Here is a 15801-nt window from a genome sequence, read left to right as displayed (position 1 = left end):
GCCTTGAGCGCTTCGGTCACCAGGGCAACCCCCTGCGCGAAGGCCTGCGGTGGCAAGACACAGTGAAAACCGTAGCCAGAGGAAGGCTGCGTGGCTGTATTGTCCTTGGGATGGTTCATGACATTGCTCCCACGGTGTGAATGAAAAAGAGACGGGTGCGTGCTGGACTCATGGGGAACTCCTGGTTCATGGGGGGTTGGAGAGAGCGCATCGAGGGCTCGGCGCGGAGCGCTGCGCGCAGGCATTTGTTTTAAAAGGGGAGGTCCTCCGCACACGGGTGCGGCGACAGACCCGAAGAAGAGAGGACGGTGATCCTCACAGCCCGATGGCTGGCGGCCACACAACACAGTTGCGCTACAGCGCGAGTCGCGAGTAGCGAACCCTGAGGGGGAGACCGACGATGGGTACCGCCGCTTCGATCGTACGGCCAGGGGACGAGGCGTTTTGCGGCGAACCCGTCCACAGGGTCGCAAACCAAGGTGCCCAACCTGGGTCGACGTGGTCAACGATCGAGCAAGCCTTGGGCAGCGCTTGCGCTCCCTCATCACAAACCTTCAGGCACGATTCCTTGCTAGCATTCGACTGGTCGTCCTGAGCCACCGAGATGTGGCGTGCAGGCAATTCAAGCAAGCAAGCGTTGGCGACGCCCGAAGCCAACGCGAACAACCACACCAGCAGCAGCACCCATGTGGTGATGTGCTTCGTCCGTGTGCCGGTGGAGAATTTCATGGTGAATGCCTCTTGCCTGGAGATCAGGGTAGGCACGTCCCTCGGCAAGTCGATTGATCTGCGTCAAAAGAATCACGATCTGCTAGTAATTGAATTTGTCCTGCGCTCGGTGGTGATCTTTGGGACGCTCGTGCGAACTGGATGAAGCTTCGCTGCATGCTTGTCAGGGTACGCCACGCTGACGTCGCTGTATGTGCGACTACGTACACAAGCCTGTCGGTGGCATGTTGAGCTGAGGCCCTTCAACCAGATTTCGGCGGGGTCGGCATCAGGTCCTCAAGGGATCGTGCAAACCTTTTGCCAGAAACAAGAGCCACATCATTGGTCGTGATCATGAGATGAGGCAAGAAGCAGCTCGCTGACAACGTTGATCAGCAGGGGAATGACCGCGCCAAAGCAGATCGCGGCAAGGACGTCAGATGGCCAATGCACACCCAGTATCAGGCGCGAGACAGCGATCAGGCCAGTCCATAAAACTGCGAGCGCCATCGCCAAAGTCGCCGTTCGTGGCCAGATTCGAGCAGCGCACAGCGCGGCGGCAGTCGAAAACGCTGCGGTACTGAGGGTGTGCCCGCTGGGAAAGCTTGAACCCCAATACCACTGCGCCTCCCACAACTCGGGTCGAGCTCGGCCGACGATGGCCTTCATGATCCAGACGGTCAACGTAGCGACGATCACCGACACACCAATGAGAACGGCCTCGTAGCGACGTCGGTTAACAAGCAACAGAACAACGGACACGGCGGTCAACGGAATCAGGAATCTCGCTGAACCACTCAATGTGGCCGTCGCGAAGAAGCCGTTCATCGAGGCGGGTATATGGTCTCGAAAGAACCACAGAACTGCCTCATCAACAGGTCCAGACTCTTTTGCGACCACATCCTCGATCAGCTTGAGTCCACCCAACGCCAGCGAGAGCGTTGCAATCACGTCGAGCCGAAACTTCGTCAGGAACTTGGCCCAGTGCGGCAGTGTGCGCCGCGCATAGGCATTCACCAGCATGTACGCACACACGGCAAAGAATCCGAGTTTGACAATATCTGACGCAATGTCGAAAAACATTCTTCATGTGCCCCAAGCGCGTCGAGCAAGGTGTCGCAGTCCGCTGCAGACCTTCACACGCCACGTGTGTCCAGCTCAACCAAACGGCTCCCCCACCATAACGCTGATACAGAGGGTGTACTCGCCCCACTGTCCACAGTTGCCTTGACACCCAAGTTCATAGCTGGATCGTCAACTTGAACGATCCAGCATCGAACTCACCACTGAGTGGGGCCCGCTGCCACGGGGGTGGCCTGCGCCTGCTGCCGTCCGCCGACGGCTACTGTGAAAAGGCAACGCGGCTAGCACAGCTTCAGGCCCCCGGTGTCAGCGACCCATGCTGGGCCAATGAGGGTGGTGGTCATCGACCACGAAAGGGTGCGCATGGCGCACCCCATGGCCGGTGACGATCGCACCGTGGGTATGGGCATGCCCGGCTGGCAGTTCCGCGTGGTCATGCTCAATCACGTCCGGATCTCGGGGCGGCCAGACCATCGACGCAACGCCAACGGCCAAGGCGCCGGCACCGCCCAGCACCGCAAAGCTCACAGGCATGCCATGGCGAGCGCCAAGCCAGCCGGCCAGGGGATAGAACAACAACCAGCAGGCATGCGACAGCGCGAACTGTGCGGCAAACAGCGCTGGGCGATCCTCCGGGTTCGAGGATCGCCGCAACAAGCGCCCGGAGGGTGTCTGGGCGGTGGAGTAGCCCAGACCGAGCACGAACCACAAGGCCATCAGCGAGACATGTCCAACCACCCAGGTGCCCGCGAACATGCCCACAACCACCAACCCCATGCCGCCCAACATCACGTTTCGGTCTGCCAGCTTCTCCAGCAGGCGCGGCAAGACCAGCGCAGCCACCATGGACCCCGCACCGAAACTGGCCAAAGCCCAGGCCACTGCACTCTGGGTCAGGCCGAACCTGGCCTGCACGATGACGACCGTGTTGACAAACACCATGGCGCCCGCCGCTGCCACGGCCGCATTGACGGCCAGCAACCCACGCAACCGGGGTGTGGCCAGGTAGATTCGCAGCCCGCGCGTGGTTCGGTCGAAGATCCCGCGGCGCTGCGGCGCTGGATGTTCCGGCAGAACCACCGACACCACCAATGCGGCCGACGCCAGGAACCCCACCACCGTGCCGGCAAACAGATCTTGAAATCCGATCACCGTGAGCAAGGCCGCCGCCAGGATCGGGCTGACCAGGCTCTCCATGTCGTAGGCCAGGCGAGTGAGCGACAGGGCTTTGGTGTAGTCCTTCTCCAGCGGCAACACATCGGGAATGGTGGCCTGGAAGGTAGGCGTGAACGCGGCCGAGGCCGCCTGCAGCACAAAGATCAACACGTACACCTCCCATATCTGGGAGACAAACGGCAGCAGCAGCGCCACCGCCGCGCGCACCAGGTCCAGCGTGACCAGCAGGGTGCGCCGGGGCAGGCGATCAGCGACTGCCGCAGCCACCGGCGCCACGCCCACATAAGCCATCATCTTGATGGCCAGGGCCGTGCCCAGCACCAGGCCCGCGTTGTCACCCGCAAGCTCAAAGGCCAGCAGGCCCAGCGCCACCGTGGCCAGCCCGGTCCCGATCAGGGCGATCACCTGCGCGGCAAAGAGGTGGCGGTAGGTGCGGTGGGAGAGGATGTCCAGCACGTTTGTTGTTCCCGTTCTTCTCGTTGCTAACGCGCTCGGAGCATTGGGCTCCACGGACTCAGAGGTAACGGGTGATTTCCCTGAACTCGTCCAGGGAATGGCGTTGCCCCGATTTCAAAGGTCCCATGAGGTCTTCAAGACAATGGTCCAGGTGATCCTGGATCAAGGCTTTCTTGGCTTGCTGGATCGCCTTCTCCACCGCCTGCAACTGCTGCGCGACATCGAGGCAGTCGCGGCCCTGCACCACCATCTCGATGGTGCTGCTCAGGTGCCCGCTGGCCCGGCGAAGGCGCTTGATGATGGCGGGATGGGATGCGTGTGTGTGCGGTTGTGTCATGGCTGATCGTATCCCCTCGGGGAGGTTACCATAGCGCCCTTGCCAGCACCGAACACCGCACTGTCCATGACCACACGTCTCACCCGCTCCACGCGCCCCGACCGGGCAGCGCTGGGCATGCGGTGGCTGGTGTTGCTGGTGATCCTGTTTGGAACCGTCATCTCGTCGGTGGGGGGCATGAACTCTCATGGCATTGCGGCCATCGCATCAGCGAGTCATGCCGATTCAACAGGCCTGGACACAGGGCACGACCACGCACACGGTCATGCCCACGAAGACGGCAGTAGTGAGCGGGTCATGGGCAGCCACGGCACCAGCGCCGACCATCCTCACCACGGCGCAGACCACTCGCACGACAAAGCCCACGCCCTGCCCATCACATGGAATGTGGCTGTTCCGCAGCTTCCCGTGTGGATCGGGCAAGCGCGGCTGTGGATTGAAATAGTCGAGGCATCACGGCTCGAACGCCCGCCCATGGGCTGAGACCGCTCTTCTGCTCTCGTGCGGCTTCGTGCCGCGCTCCCCTTTTCTTTAAGACCATTGGAGTCTTCATGCACAGCCATGTCCACGACAGGCTGCCGCGTTCGCCATGGGCGATCGGGCATCCCCGTCTCTTCTTGCTCTTTGCCTTCTTCATGTGCCTTCTGCTGGGCACGGCAGAGGCCTTCGCCCACGCCGTCACCGAGGGTGACAAGGGCTACATCCAGGAAATCTCGGGCGTCAACCTGCTGCCCTTTGTGTACCTGGGCGCCAAACACATGATGACGGGCTACGACCACATCCTGTTTTTGTTCGGCGTGATCTTCTTTCTCTACCGCATCAAGCACATCGGCATCTATGTGAGCTTGTTCGCGCTGGGTCACTCCACCACCATGATCCTGGGCGTGTACTTCAACGTCGGGATCAACAGCTACCTGATCGACGCGATCATCGGTCTTTCCGTCTTCTACAAGGCGTTGGACAACATCGGCGCTTTCCAGCGCTGGCTGGGGTTCCAGCCCAACACCAAGGTTGCAACGCTGGTGTTTGGGCTGTTCCACGGTTTTGGTCTGGCCACCAAGATCATTGAGTACGAGATCTCACCCGACGGCCTGGTGCCCAACCTTCTCGCCTTCAACGTGGGTGTGGAAATCGGTCAACTGCTGGCCCTGACGGTCATCCTCATCGGCATGAGCTACTGGCGTCGCACGTCCAGTTTCATCCGCCACGCCTACACCGCCAACGTCGCCATGATGAGCGCGGGCTTCATTCTGGTGGGCATGCAGCTCACCGGCTACTTCGTGTCGTGAACACCCAAGGAACCTTCAACATGTACAACAGCGATTTCCCCACCCGCGCCGAGCTGCCCTCTTCCAAACAGCTCTTGCGCTCCACCATCCTCGCCGCCGTCTCGGCCGTGGTCCTCCTGGTGGCCGTCGTGCTGCCGGCCGAATACGGCATTGACCCCACCGGCATCGGCCGGGTCTTGCGCATGACCGACATGGGCGAGATCAAGCAACAGCTGGCGGCAGAGGCCGCGGCCGATGCTGCAGCGGCCCCTGCTGCTCCCGTGCAGGCAGATGGGATGGCCGCCGCAGGCATGGCAACTGCCAACGCTGCTCAGCCTTCAACTCCAGCAACCGCACCAGGACCCGTTGCCGTTGCCGCCGCGCCCGAGATTGAGTGGCGCGACGAGATGCCCGTCACCCTGACGCCGGGCGAAGGCACGGAAATCAAGCTCAAGATGGTTGAAGGCGCGAAGGTCCAATACTCGTGGGTGGTCGAGGGCGGTGAGGTCAACTTCGACACCCACGGTGATGCACCGGGCAGGTCGATCAGTTACGAAAAGGGCCGTACGGTTTCCTCTGACTCAGGCGTGCTGGAAGCCGCGTTCACTGGCAATCACGGCTGGTACTGGCGTAACCGGGGCCAAGCCAATGTGAAGGTGATCCTGCGCACCCGTGGTGACTACACCGACATCAAAAAAATGATGTGAACGAAGGGTGCTGTGACCACCGTTGCGGCGCCCGTTGCACACATGCCCTCTGAAAATCTTCTCAGCTCAATACCAACATGAAAACTCTCAAAACTGTTGTCAGCGCCTTTCTGATGGTCTGCTTCCTGGCCACACTCGCCGGATGCGAAAAGCTCGGCTCACGCGAAAATGGCGGACATGGGCACAGCCATGAGTGATCGCAACGTGCGGGTAGCTAACCGCACTGCTGGCCGAGCTGGCAGTCCACCGGCTCGACTTGGTGGTGTCCGACGTTCCAATGCCGGTTAGCCTGAGCGTTAAGGCGTTCACACACCTTGTGGACAAGACAGATCAGCTTTTTTGTGTCGCCCCAACTGCTCCAACGTGAAGGGCTGACATTGCGTCAGGCTCGCTCGCGGTTTTCAGAGTGCCTGGGCAATCTGCACTGGCTAATGCCGAACGCTGACTCTGTGCTGCGTCCCCGCATTGATGCGTGGCTTGGCGACATGGGCGTGGTATCTCGGATCGTTGCAGAGTTCGACGATGGTGCCCTGACCAAGACATTCGGGCGTCAAGGCTTTGGTGTGTTCGCAGGTCCCGCTATCCTGGCGTCCGAGATCGAAAACCAATACCAAGTGGCGCGATTGGGCACAACCCACGAACTCATGGAAGAGTACCACGCGATTTCTATCGAACGGCGCATTTCTAACCCTGCTGTAGCCGCCATCACCGCCGCAGCGCGCAGAGAGCTGTTTCCAAAGAGCTGGGGTTACTGCCCTCCACAAAGCAGGGGCTATTGCGGTTGGCTTGGTGATAGTGACGCTGCATGAAGATCACGCCTTTCGACGCAGCTTGTTGACGCAACACACGAAAAGCGCAAGTTCCATCCAACAAGGCGCGAGCAACAGCTCGTCAATTACGCTGGCACGAACTCCGCAAAACCGGAAGATCATGGGAGTCGAGCTGCCACTGTGGTCGGCATTTCCTCGTGACTGACCGACACCATCATTCCTGAGTTGACGAGTCGTCTTTCAACGCTGAGGGGCCGGCGCGAGTCACCACTGAGCTGTCGTATCGCCTCGCAGCCAGCGCCTCGATCAAGTGAGAAGGTGCAACATTTGATGCAGAAGCCACACGTACCCGACCTGTGTGCAGGTCAACAGCAACGTCCTGCACTCCCTTGATGAGGAACAGCCCCGGCGGCCACTCAAAGTGCTTACATGGTCCGCCCGGGGAGAGCAAGTTTTTGCGTCGTGAAGGTTTGAAGAGTTTGCTGCCTTACATTCGGGCTGTTTGTGCAGTGGGTAGACGAGCATTGCGAACCTGTCACTGAACTGCGTCGTGTTTTCGAAGTGGCCAAGCAGCAATTACTGCCCTTTGTCCAAGGTATGCCCAAGCGCCTCGGTCAATCTACTGCCTTGCCAGAGTCGTTCAAGCAAATGCTGCTGAAACCGCCGGCATCCCGCGTTGTTGGCTAACGCTGCAGTCCACTCCGCTTAAAACATCACAAGTCAAACTCACGTTCCGTCCGTCCTAGGTTCTGTGGAATTGGCTCAGGCGCTTGTGCGCATCAAAACCATCACTCCAGCCGGGCTGGAAGAAAAATGCTTCGAACCATTGAGCGATCCGTTTAGCAGTGCAGGTTTCAACTGCAGGCATGTGGAGTTCGCGCCAGGAAGAAAGACCTTGGTGGCTCGAATCGGCGGCCGCACCGACAAGGCGCTGTTGTGCTTTACAGGCCACGTTGACGTGGTGCCGTTGGGCTCTAAGCCATGGAGTCACGACCCCTTTGGCGGACATATCGTCGATGGTCGGTTGTACAGCCGGGGTTCCAGTGACATGAAAGCCGGAGATGCCGCGTTCACGGTAGCGGCTATCGTCAGCTACTCCACTGACGCCGCGGCACTCACACCGCTGCTTAGGCATGCCGCCCACCATCATCCTGGGGCCTGGAGAACCCGGTCTGTTGATTCAGCAGCACAATTTAACCAGTGGGGGCGCTTGCGTACTACACCTGTTCGACATCAACTCGAAGACGACCACCGCTGCCCACGCACACCGTGAAATGGACCTACGGCCTTCATGTGCGCAAACGGCTGTTAAAGGCCTGCCACCCTGACGTGTGATCGCAACACGCTGTGACCAAATCGGCTCCCATCAGCTGGGCACTGATGGTCGAGAAAGGTGTGACCTTCAGCAAGAACTCAGTCCCGATCAGCTGGTGGTATTCTTGGTGGTATTTCAAAAACTGACAGGTTAAAAACTGAGTATTTCCGGGAGCTGCAGGGCACGATGTGAACGACGCCCTCCCGCCAGGGATCAAGCAAAAACGGGCCTCACGGCCCGTTTTTCATTTCTGCGCCTCATGTGATCACCGTCATCCCGCCACCACGGTCCGCATGCGCTTCAGATCTCGCCGGTACTTGCCGGCCAAGCTGCTCTTTTGCGCATCGCTCAGGATTTTCCCCGACAGCTGGAAGAACTTGGTCTCCTCTTCCTTGAGGTGGTGGTGCACCTCGTGCGACAGCTTTTTGGCAAGCTCGGGCCAAGCCTTCGGGTCGTCGTGCGCTTCGCCCAACGCTTCGACGCACTCGTCAATCTCATGGTGTTCGGACAAGGCGTGCCGCGATGGCTTGAGGCCCAGGTCATCCAGCAGGATGGGGGCATACAGGAACCGCTCTTCCGCGGCTGCATGAGCTGCCAGTTCGATGCGCAGTGCCTTGAAAGCGTCCTTTGCGCGCGGGTCTTCCAGTTTGATGCGAACCAGTTGCCGGCACAGTTTGCGCTGCACCTCGTGACTCTCCCTCAGGGCTTCGTAGATGTTGTCCATGTGGATCTCCGTGGGGGTTTCTGGTAACAGGCCCGACCTTAGCCGCATCCTGGCATCGGCGGTGTAGGACATCGGCGCATAGGGAAGCTGGCACCCCAAAGGGTGTTATCAAGCTGATGGCCCTAAGCGGTTACTAACAAGGCCCTTCGGGGCCTTTTCGCTTGGCTTTTGGGCTACTGCGGTCGCTTCACTGGGGTACCGTCCCCTTTGGAGTGCCTCATGTCCCACAATTTTCCCGACCACGCCCCCCGACGCCGGTACCACGTCGATGGCGCGCGACCATGAGCGCCGACTACGTCCGCGTCCGCCGTCGCGCCTCGCCAGAGGCCAAGTGGCTCGTAAACGAATTGGCCGCTCTGCGAGGCCAGCTTGAGAGCGTCCGCGAGCGCCTGGAGACCTTGCGGCAAAAGGAGACCAATCTCGAGAAAAGGATTGCATCCATAGAGCTGGTCGCCTCGAAGGTCCGGCTCCCCGAAGGCTCCGACCCACCCATCACGATTCGCCCGTGGGAGCGCTACGGCAAGCGGGGCAGCCTTTCCAAGCTGCTCATGGCCACCCTTGAAGAGGCTTATCCAAAGGGGGTCACCACCAATGAGTTTATCGACAGAGTTATGGCGAGCTCCAGCTTCTCAAAGGACTTCTCACTACGAGACATGCGCGGCATTCGTGACAGCGTCCTGCGCAGGCTGAAGCATCTGCGCCAAGCTGGCAAGCTCGAGCGGCTGGGGCAAATCGGGTTGAAGTCCAACGGGCTCGCCGTCTGGGGCCTCGTGAATCGCAACGCAGTGAGCCTGGGCGCTCTTCACGAGCTTGCGCAATCTGCACAGGACGCAGGCGTGTCGGAGTCTGTCTGATGGCACTCATCAGGACGCGCTACCGCAAGCAAACGACGTTGACTTACCTGGCAACGAGCCTGTCCACGGTGAACCAAGAGCTAGCGCGGCTGCAGCTGGGGTCGGAGGCTGTGTCGGAGTCGGTTGTGAACGGGCGGCGCCGTCGCCCTCGGGAACTGACTGACGAAGAGAAGGCCCAGGTTGCCGACCGCATACATCAACTCGAGGCTGAGCGCGCGGCGCTGTGCGAGACGATTCGGCAGTTTGACCCGGAGCTGGACCCAGGCGCAGTCGGCACCCATGCACCGGTTCAGCGCAAAAAGCGGCGCTCGACCATCTAGAACTGGTTCAACTGGTCGAAAAATGGGCTTGCAGAAATGCAAGCCCAAGAATCAATCGACGTCTTTTTGGAATCGTCCGGTCAAGATGCCTATTGCAGCCGCAAAAGGAACCGAGGTGAAAATCCAGGGCAAAACACGTTGCATGTCGTTTTGTGCCGCCTTGAGCACGGAGAGGTGCGGCTGCCAGTCCTCATGCATCATGTGCAACATACAACTGATGGCATACGAAAGAAGCCAGAGTCCTCCAGCGAAACCGAATCCAAACCAACCGACGAAGGCAAGGCTGCCAGTTGGATTGAGGACGTTCACTGTTCCCGGGGCGTGAGCTCCTGCTGCATATCCGAGAACTGCGGCAAAGACGAATTGCGACAGGAAGGTGAAGACAGTGAACTGCGCTAAACCAAGGCGAACATCCCTGTCTGCCGTTGAGACAGATGCACTAAATAGGTCTGGCGCTGCGTAGCTCGTGAGCCCCAGGATGACGAACGCCATCAAGGTGAGCCCTATAACCACGGGCACGAGGTTTTCCTTTCCGTTCACAGGAGGGTTGAATCGGATTGAGCTGAGTTTTGAAAGCATAGAAATTGTGAAGTTGTGTTGAAAGCGTCCTTTCTCGTATAGCGAAGACTCATCCGCGCCGCTGCTTCAACACTACCTCTGCAGCTTCACCTCCCACCCCTTCTTGTTGCCAGGCGACCTTTCCAGCGCCTGCTCTACTTCAATGAAGAGCTCGACGCCTAGATTATTGACGTGCGTTCCGTCATCTATCGCTGCGCGCCGCCCACCGCCTTCACGCAGCGCCCAAGTTTTTCGGACAGCTCCGCGCGCACCTTCGTATCAGACAACCCCGTCCGGCCGTCGCACGCCACCAGGTTGTCTCGCGCCCACTCTGGCCATCCGTCGAGGTCATCGTCCAGCGCGAGCCACGCGCGCGGCTTGCGCCGCTGTACGTCCGCCCAAATCTGCAGGCCTCGCGCTGACCCTTGAAAGTCGGCGTGGTTCCACGGGTCTGCGCCATGCACACGTCGGTGGAAAGTGCCACCGATGAACCTTGACCGCAGGCCTCCAGGAAACCGTTTGAGCGTCTTCGCGTAGCCGGGCCGCACGCACCACGTGCTGCTTAGAACAAGCGCAACGGCCGGGTACGGAGCCAGCGCATCTTCGAGGTAGTGCACCCATTCAAATAGCACACGGCCAGGCGCGATGACTGGGCTCATCGAGATACCCCGTCGCGGGTCCCACAGCACGGCTTCGTGGTGGACGACGCCATCCAGGTCCAGGTACAGCACGACGTCAGCACTGCGAGGCTTTGATGCAGGCACGTATGGCGTAGACGAGTTCGATACCATTTCATGTTCCCCTTGAGTAGTGGCTGCCGTACCCGCTAGCGAGGCGGCTTGGGCTTCCACCCCTTCTTGCGACCGCGCGTCTTCGCCGTCTGCTCGCCCTCAACGAGCAGCTCGACATCACGGTGGTGGCCGTGCGTGTATCCCCGCCACCATTCCGACAACCCCACTCGCAGCGTCACGCCCAGGATGTGCCGAAGCTTTTTGCCCGTGGAAAGCCTGCGCGTGTCCTCTCGCCAGGCAGCCTCGGCCGCGTAGTCGGCCAGGTATTTGTTCGAGGGGCCGAGATAGATGCCTTCGACCAGGCGCCGCATCCGCCAGTTGAAGCTCTCCGCCTGGTTGTTGCTCACGCCACCCGGCATGCTGAAGGCCTTGCTGTGGTTCACCGTCCTGTGCTCTGCGAACAGCTTGAAGAACGACGCATACGAAGGGTCCTCGTCCGACATGATTGCGGACTCCGATGAAGCGAAACGAGATGCCATCGTCGTCACGGTGGCGGTCGACTCACTCAACGCCACCGCCACGCGAGTCGCCACCGCGCCCTTGCCCTTTGAGACGCTGCGCTGCCGGATGACGAGAAGCAACCGACGGTCCAGCGGCATGCGTGCTTTCTTGTCGTACTTCGGTGGCTTGGGAGGCCCCATGATTTCGCCAGTCTCCGGGTCGACCGTGGGCTTGAGCAGGTGCGCAGGCACGGTTGGTTTTGGCCCACCCCCGCCACCTTGCGGGCGGTTGCGCTTCTCCCGGTAGCGACGGCCGTTCATGTCGGCACCATCCATCTCATGCACGCCGGCGAGCACGCCCACGTTGAAGCCACGGAGCAAACCCTCACGGAGCTTGTGCGCCAGCGTGAACGCGGTCGGATACGCCACGTTCCAGTCGCGACGCAGCTGCAGCGCTGGTTTGCCGCTGGCGCCGTTAATCCACGTGAAGACCATCTTGATGAGCTTGGTCAGCGGGAGCTTGTGGTCTGCGTACGGTGTGCCAGACGTGACTGAGAAGCGCTTGTCGCAGCACTTGCACTTCCATCGCCGCTCCTTGCCTGACCAGTAGTGCTTGTCCAAGGTACCGCAGTGGGGGCACGGCATGTAGGTTGTCGAACCCCATTGCGCATCGGCAAGCAGCATCACGGCCTGGCGCTCCGTGAGCAGGTTCAGGTCGTCGAAGCCCATCCCCACGGCGTTGCGCGACAGGTGGAATGCCGCCGTACCGGTGCGCTGGCGCAGGGGGAACAGCTTGCGCATGTTCGGGTCGTTGACGGGGGCAGCAGCGCTCATCCTCAGGCCTCCATCAGGAACTGCACGTAGTCCTTGGCCGATGCCCACTCGGTTGGAGCCACGGTGGGACGTGTGGCGGCCAGGTACCGCGCGAAACCGGAGCGTGCAGGCTCGGCCAGAGACGCCACGTCGAAGCGGTCCTCATCGGCCACACGGATGCAGGTGGGCAGAATCAGCTGGGGTCGCGGACCCGGGGTGTCCTGCTGGAACAGCGCCCAGCACAGGCCTCGCATCACGAGGTCCAGCGCATCCAGTCGCTTGGCACCGTACTCGAAGCGGGCCTCACGGTTGCCCAGGATGTCCTCTTCCAGCGCGACGGTGTAGACGCCGCGTGCAGGGCCTTGCTGCCACAGCTCTGCGTGACCGAGCAACTGAGACCGCTCATCCTTCGTGTGGTGCTCGATGACGGCGCACAGCCGGGTGGCGTAGGCGCATCGCTTGTCTGGCGTGGCGGAGGGCGGCACCTTGGCTTCGCCGTAGATGCTCCGTGCCAGGGCTCGCGCCGCGAGGTCCCAAAGGCTTCCCGACCAACGCGGGTAGTTCGTCAACACCTGCGGCTTGCGCTCGCCCTCCTGACGCACCGTCGATGCAATCAAGTAGTCCGCCAGCGCCTCCTTCTTCTGATACGCGATGTCGACCGACGCCATCACGTTCTCGGGCTTTCGCTCGTTCAGTAGCCCTGCATGGATGCTCACCTTCAGCATGGCGACTGCTCCACAAGCCAGGTCTGGGCGTACTCGGCGTCTTTCAGGCGCTCGGTACCGAGCAGCCGCATCTCTCCTTTGTCCACCCACAGCAGCCGCGCATCGTTGAGCTGCGGCAGCACATCGGTCTCGGTGCCGGAGGTGCTGTCGAGCAACTGGGCGCGCAGGACCGGGCGCGCCAATGCAGGGTCGCGCTCTTCGGCCACGCGCAAGCGTCCAACGTGCGGCGGGCGACGCGAGAGCTCTTCGCGGGTGATGAGGACACCCTGCTTGCGCAGGGGGCGGATTCGGACTTGCATGGAATTTAGGAGTAGCGGGTCAGCGGGTATTTCATCAAAGTGGCGAAAGCGAAAATCCTTTTGACATTTACTAAATACATTCCCGGCCTTGGCGTTTGCATTCCGGAGTCACGGCCGCACAAGGCGGGCCGCGCCGAGGGAGGCAAGGAACTCGCGCCAGTCGTCCGCAAAGTAGGCGTACGGGTTGGGCCCCCTGAAACCACCGAGGTGGTGCAACAAGCGCCGCCGGGCGTATGCAGGAATGTCTTGCTCCAAGACCCAGCCAGTGCCATCTCCTTCGTGCACCGGTACGTCGGTGAGCGGGCGCAGCGCCGGCGGGGCTTCACCTGGCCACCACAGCGTGGCCGCAGCGTGCTCCAGCAGGTCAAAGGTTGAGCGGTACTCGCGAGCCATGTGGGTGGCGGAGCGCTCGTCGAGCTCGTCGGCGACATCGACATCCAGAAGCACGGAGCTGCACCGGGCTACCAGGTGCTCCACCAGCCGGGAATCGTGGATGCTGGGGCCTCGGTAGACGCTGAGGCTGGCATGCTTGACGCTGCCCACGGAGACCGGACGCTGCTCGGCCGGAACCTGCGCCAGCAGTCGCACGACCAGGGCGCACACCGGCTCGACGCCTAGGGCGTAGTCGCGCAGGGTCAGCGTGCGGGATTTGCCCGCGAAGGTGCGCACGGCCAGCGTGCATTCGCAGACTGGGCCTTCGCCGCTCTGGCCGAGTACGCCAAGCACGCGGCCGGGCTCATTGGGGGTGTCGCTGAGGGTGATGATGAACATGGTCTTCTTTCTTGCGTTCAGCTGTTGAAAAATTCCGACGTGGCGTCGCGCACGTACCGGCATTCATTGATGACCAGCCACGGGATACGCATGAACCTGGCATCGGACTCGCGGTTGGGCGGCCCCACCAGCTCATAGACCTTGCGGCTCTTGGTCACCGCTCGGCGTCGTTGCATGTCGAAACGGACCACGGCAGAACTCGTGCGTGATTTGCCTGTCGCTGCGCGGTAGCCCACCAGGTGGGTGGTGAGCGGATGCGTCTCGTCGGGCCAGCCACTGACAAAAGCGCTCCACTCGCTGAGGTAGACCTCGGGAGGCTCAAGGACGGGTGCGTGGACCCAGGTTGGGGCTGACATGGCAAGACTTCTCCCTGCGGCGCTGTGGCCACATATCGAGGGCAAAGGAAGGTCCGCGCGCCCGACTTCGGGCACGTGAACTGGTGGGGGTAGAAGGCGGCTTACGCCGCAGTGCTGGAGGTGTTCAGTGGGTCACCTCCGATAGCTTCTGAAGGAGCCCACGACCACGCCCAGGATTTCCAGGGAGTCGTTGGGCTTGATGGCGCTGTACGCCGGGTTGGCGGGCTCGAGGAGCCAGGCACCACTGGCGTCCATGCGCAGGTATTTGACAGTCGTCTGGCCGTCGACCACAGCGACGACGATGTCGCCGGACTTGGGCAGTGCGTTGGCTTCAACGACGACCACGTCTCCATCGAGCAAGCCGGCATCGCGCATCGAGTCGCCACGCACATGACAGAACGAAGTGCGGTTGGGGTCGCGGACCAGGACGTCCTCGATGTTGAGGGCCTCGAAGGTCTCTTGGGACGCGAGCTGAGGGAGGCCGGCGCGGACCCGGCCCACCACCGGGTAGCTGAAGAACTTGCGCGTGGGTGCAACGCGCCCGTCAACGCGCTCCAGGTATCCAGCCTCAGAGAGACGCCCGACGACGGCGAAGACCGAGCCCGAAGACGACAGGCCCAGCGTGGCGGCGAGCTTGGCCATCGACGGGAAGGTCTTGTGACGCTTCCAGTGGGTCCGCAGGGCCGCCAGGTGGCGCGTGTCGGGGGTGTTGGTCATGTGCTGCATTTCTTGAACGTTTGTTCGATGAGAAGACTGTACGCACATACAGCCACGCATTCAAGATGTGTATGTATTCAAGCGGTGGTGCGCCCCGCCCGGCCTTTGCCCATCAGCGGTGCGCCATGGGGACGACGCTCAGGCCTACCTGCGAGCTTCCTATACTGGCCAGGACCAACTCGGCCCCAAAACTGTAGCACTGTGTGCTAGACTATGACAACACCGATGCACAAGAAGAGAGTATTCAAAACCAAGACATTCGACCGATGGGCGAAGAAGGTGATTGCAGATGCACTGCTATGCAAAGCCGCTTTGGAAATCGAGCAAGGTATTTTCGAGGCGGACCTCGGTCACGGAGTGTGCAAGAAGCGCATCGCTCTCGCGGGTCAAGGCAAGAGCGGCGGTACTCGTACCCTCGTGGCTAAGCAGCATGCTTCCGCCATCATCTTCCTTGTCGGTAGAGAGAAGAGCGAACCAGGGACCGACTTTTCCGATGTGGTGGTTGTGACCCTGTACCCGATTCAGTACCGCTCGGAAGTAGAGATTTCCGGCTCCTCCTGACCCTGTACCCGATTCAGTACCGCTCGGAAGTAGAGATTTCCGGCTCCTCTGA

21 protein-coding genes are annotated in these 15801 nt (G+C 61.0%); 8 read left to right on the top strand and 13 right to left on the bottom strand.

Annotation, left to right across the window (positions count from 1 at the left end):
• Window positions 1-354: 354 nt before the first annotated feature.
• The 4 genes from IV113_RS19900 to IV113_RS19885 form a co-directional block, all read right to left on the bottom strand.
• Entirely contained in the window at window positions 355-729 is a 375-nt protein-coding gene (locus IV113_RS19900) for a hypothetical protein (RefSeq protein ID WP_291088595.1), read from the bottom strand.
• A gap of 318 nt (window positions 730-1047) precedes the next feature.
• Entirely contained in the window at window positions 1048-1791 is a 744-nt protein-coding gene (locus IV113_RS19895; RefSeq protein WP_291088593.1) for a phosphatase PAP2 family protein, read from the bottom strand.
• 306 nt (window positions 1792-2097) lie between these two features.
• A complete protein-coding gene (locus tag IV113_RS19890) occupies window positions 2098-3423 on the bottom strand; it encodes an MFS transporter (protein ID WP_291088591.1) in 1326 nt (441 codons plus the stop codon).
• Window positions 3424-3481: 58 nt separating this feature from the next.
• Window positions 3482-3760: a metal-sensing transcriptional repressor gene (locus IV113_RS19885; RefSeq protein WP_291088589.1), complete on the bottom strand. Its 279-nt coding sequence runs from the start codon at window positions 3758-3760 to the stop codon at window positions 3482-3484.
• A gap of 66 nt (window positions 3761-3826) precedes the next feature.
• On the opposite strand from IV113_RS19885, the gene IV113_RS19880 reads away from it, so the two are divergent.
• From IV113_RS19880 to IV113_RS26285, 5 genes are all read left to right on the top strand, one after another.
• Window positions 3827-4243 carry a hypothetical protein gene (locus IV113_RS19880; protein WP_291088587.1) on the top strand — a complete coding sequence of 139 codons (417 nt, stop codon included), beginning with the start codon at window positions 3827-3829 and terminating at the stop codon, window positions 4241-4243.
• A 152-nt stretch (window positions 4244-4395) separates the two neighbouring features.
• Entirely contained in the window at window positions 4396-5049 is a 654-nt protein-coding gene (locus IV113_RS19875) for a HupE/UreJ family protein (protein WP_291088597.1), read from the top strand.
• A gap of 20 nt (window positions 5050-5069) precedes the next feature.
• Window positions 5070-5735 carry a transmembrane anchor protein gene (locus tag IV113_RS19870; RefSeq protein WP_291088585.1) on the top strand — a complete coding sequence of 222 codons (666 nt, stop codon included), beginning with the start codon at window positions 5070-5072 and terminating at the stop codon, window positions 5733-5735.
• A 314-nt stretch (window positions 5736-6049) separates the two neighbouring features.
• A complete protein-coding gene (locus IV113_RS19865; protein ID WP_291088583.1) occupies window positions 6050-6544 on the top strand; it encodes a LysR substrate-binding domain-containing protein in 495 nt (164 codons plus the stop codon).
• Window positions 6545-7256: 712 nt separating this feature from the next.
• A complete protein-coding gene (locus tag IV113_RS26285) occupies window positions 7257-7778 on the top strand; it encodes a M20/M25/M40 family metallo-hydrolase (protein ID WP_363318646.1) in 522 nt (173 codons plus the stop codon).
• Between the two features lie 313 nt (window positions 7779-8091).
• Here IV113_RS26285 and IV113_RS19855 read toward each other — a convergent pair whose 3' ends face one another.
• The gene (locus IV113_RS19855; RefSeq protein ID WP_291088579.1) at window positions 8092-8544 is read right to left on the bottom strand and encodes a hemerythrin domain-containing protein; all 453 of its coding nucleotides are present in this window, start codon (window positions 8542-8544) and stop codon (window positions 8092-8094) included.
• 281 nt (window positions 8545-8825) lie between these two features.
• Here IV113_RS19855 and IV113_RS19850 point away from each other — a divergent pair, with 281 nt between their 5' ends.
• Together IV113_RS19850 and IV113_RS19845 are read left to right on the top strand one after the other, a co-directional pair.
• Complete coding sequence (locus IV113_RS19850) at window positions 8826-9398, top strand: hypothetical protein (protein ID WP_291088577.1); 573 nt, start codon at window positions 8826-8828, stop codon at window positions 9396-9398.
• Window positions 9398-9718 carry a hypothetical protein gene (locus IV113_RS19845; protein ID WP_291088575.1) on the top strand — a complete coding sequence of 107 codons (321 nt, stop codon included), beginning with the start codon at window positions 9398-9400 and terminating at the stop codon, window positions 9716-9718. Before IV113_RS19850 ends, IV113_RS19845 begins: the two co-directional genes overlap by 1 nt.
• 51 nt (window positions 9719-9769) lie before the next feature.
• Here the strand turns inward: IV113_RS19845 and IV113_RS19840 are convergent, their stop codons facing one another.
• The 8 genes from IV113_RS19840 to IV113_RS19805 form a co-directional block, all read right to left on the bottom strand.
• Window positions 9770-10258: a hypothetical protein gene (locus tag IV113_RS19840; RefSeq protein ID WP_291088573.1), complete on the bottom strand. Its 489-nt coding sequence runs from the start codon at window positions 10256-10258 to the stop codon at window positions 9770-9772.
• A gap of 224 nt (window positions 10259-10482) precedes the next feature.
• Window positions 10483-11007, bottom strand: coding sequence for an HAD domain-containing protein (locus tag IV113_RS19835; protein WP_363318645.1), 525 nt, complete (start codon window positions 11005-11007; stop codon window positions 10483-10485).
• A gap of 95 nt (window positions 11008-11102) precedes the next feature.
• On the bottom strand, window positions 11103-12341 hold the full coding sequence (locus IV113_RS19830) for an IS1595 family transposase (protein WP_291088570.1): 1239 nt from the start codon (window positions 12339-12341) through the stop codon (window positions 11103-11105).
• Window positions 12342-12343: 2 nt separating this feature from the next.
• Window positions 12344-13045, bottom strand: coding sequence for a hypothetical protein (locus tag IV113_RS19825; RefSeq protein ID WP_291088568.1), 702 nt, complete (start codon window positions 13043-13045; stop codon window positions 12344-12346).
• On the bottom strand, window positions 13039-13344 hold the full coding sequence (locus tag IV113_RS19820) for a hypothetical protein (protein WP_291088566.1): 306 nt from the start codon (window positions 13342-13344) through the stop codon (window positions 13039-13041). Before IV113_RS19820 ends, IV113_RS19825 begins: the two co-directional genes overlap by 7 nt.
• Window positions 13345-13452: 108 nt before the next feature.
• Window positions 13453-14115, bottom strand: coding sequence for a hypothetical protein (locus IV113_RS19815; protein WP_291088564.1), 663 nt, complete (start codon window positions 14113-14115; stop codon window positions 13453-13455).
• Window positions 14116-14132: 17 nt separating this feature from the next.
• Entirely contained in the window at window positions 14133-14471 is a 339-nt protein-coding gene (locus IV113_RS19810; protein ID WP_291088562.1) for a hypothetical protein, read from the bottom strand.
• A 132-nt stretch (window positions 14472-14603) separates the two neighbouring features.
• On the bottom strand, window positions 14604-15188 hold the full coding sequence (locus IV113_RS19805) for a LexA family transcriptional regulator (protein ID WP_291088560.1): 585 nt from the start codon (window positions 15186-15188) through the stop codon (window positions 14604-14606).
• Between the two features lie 225 nt (window positions 15189-15413).
• On the opposite strand from IV113_RS19805, the gene IV113_RS19800 reads away from it, so the two are divergent.
• Window positions 15414-15749 carry a type II toxin-antitoxin system RelE/ParE family toxin gene (locus tag IV113_RS19800; RefSeq protein ID WP_291088558.1) on the top strand — a complete coding sequence of 112 codons (336 nt, stop codon included), beginning with the start codon at window positions 15414-15416 and terminating at the stop codon, window positions 15747-15749.
• Window positions 15750-15801 lie beyond the last annotated feature (52 nt).

Source organism: Hydrogenophaga sp., from assembly GCF_018780385.1.
GTDB lineage: Bacteria > Pseudomonadota > Gammaproteobacteria > Burkholderiales > Burkholderiaceae_C > Hydrogenophaga.
Note: the sequence above shows the minus strand (reverse complement) of the source record. Positions and strands in the feature narration are given on the sequence as shown.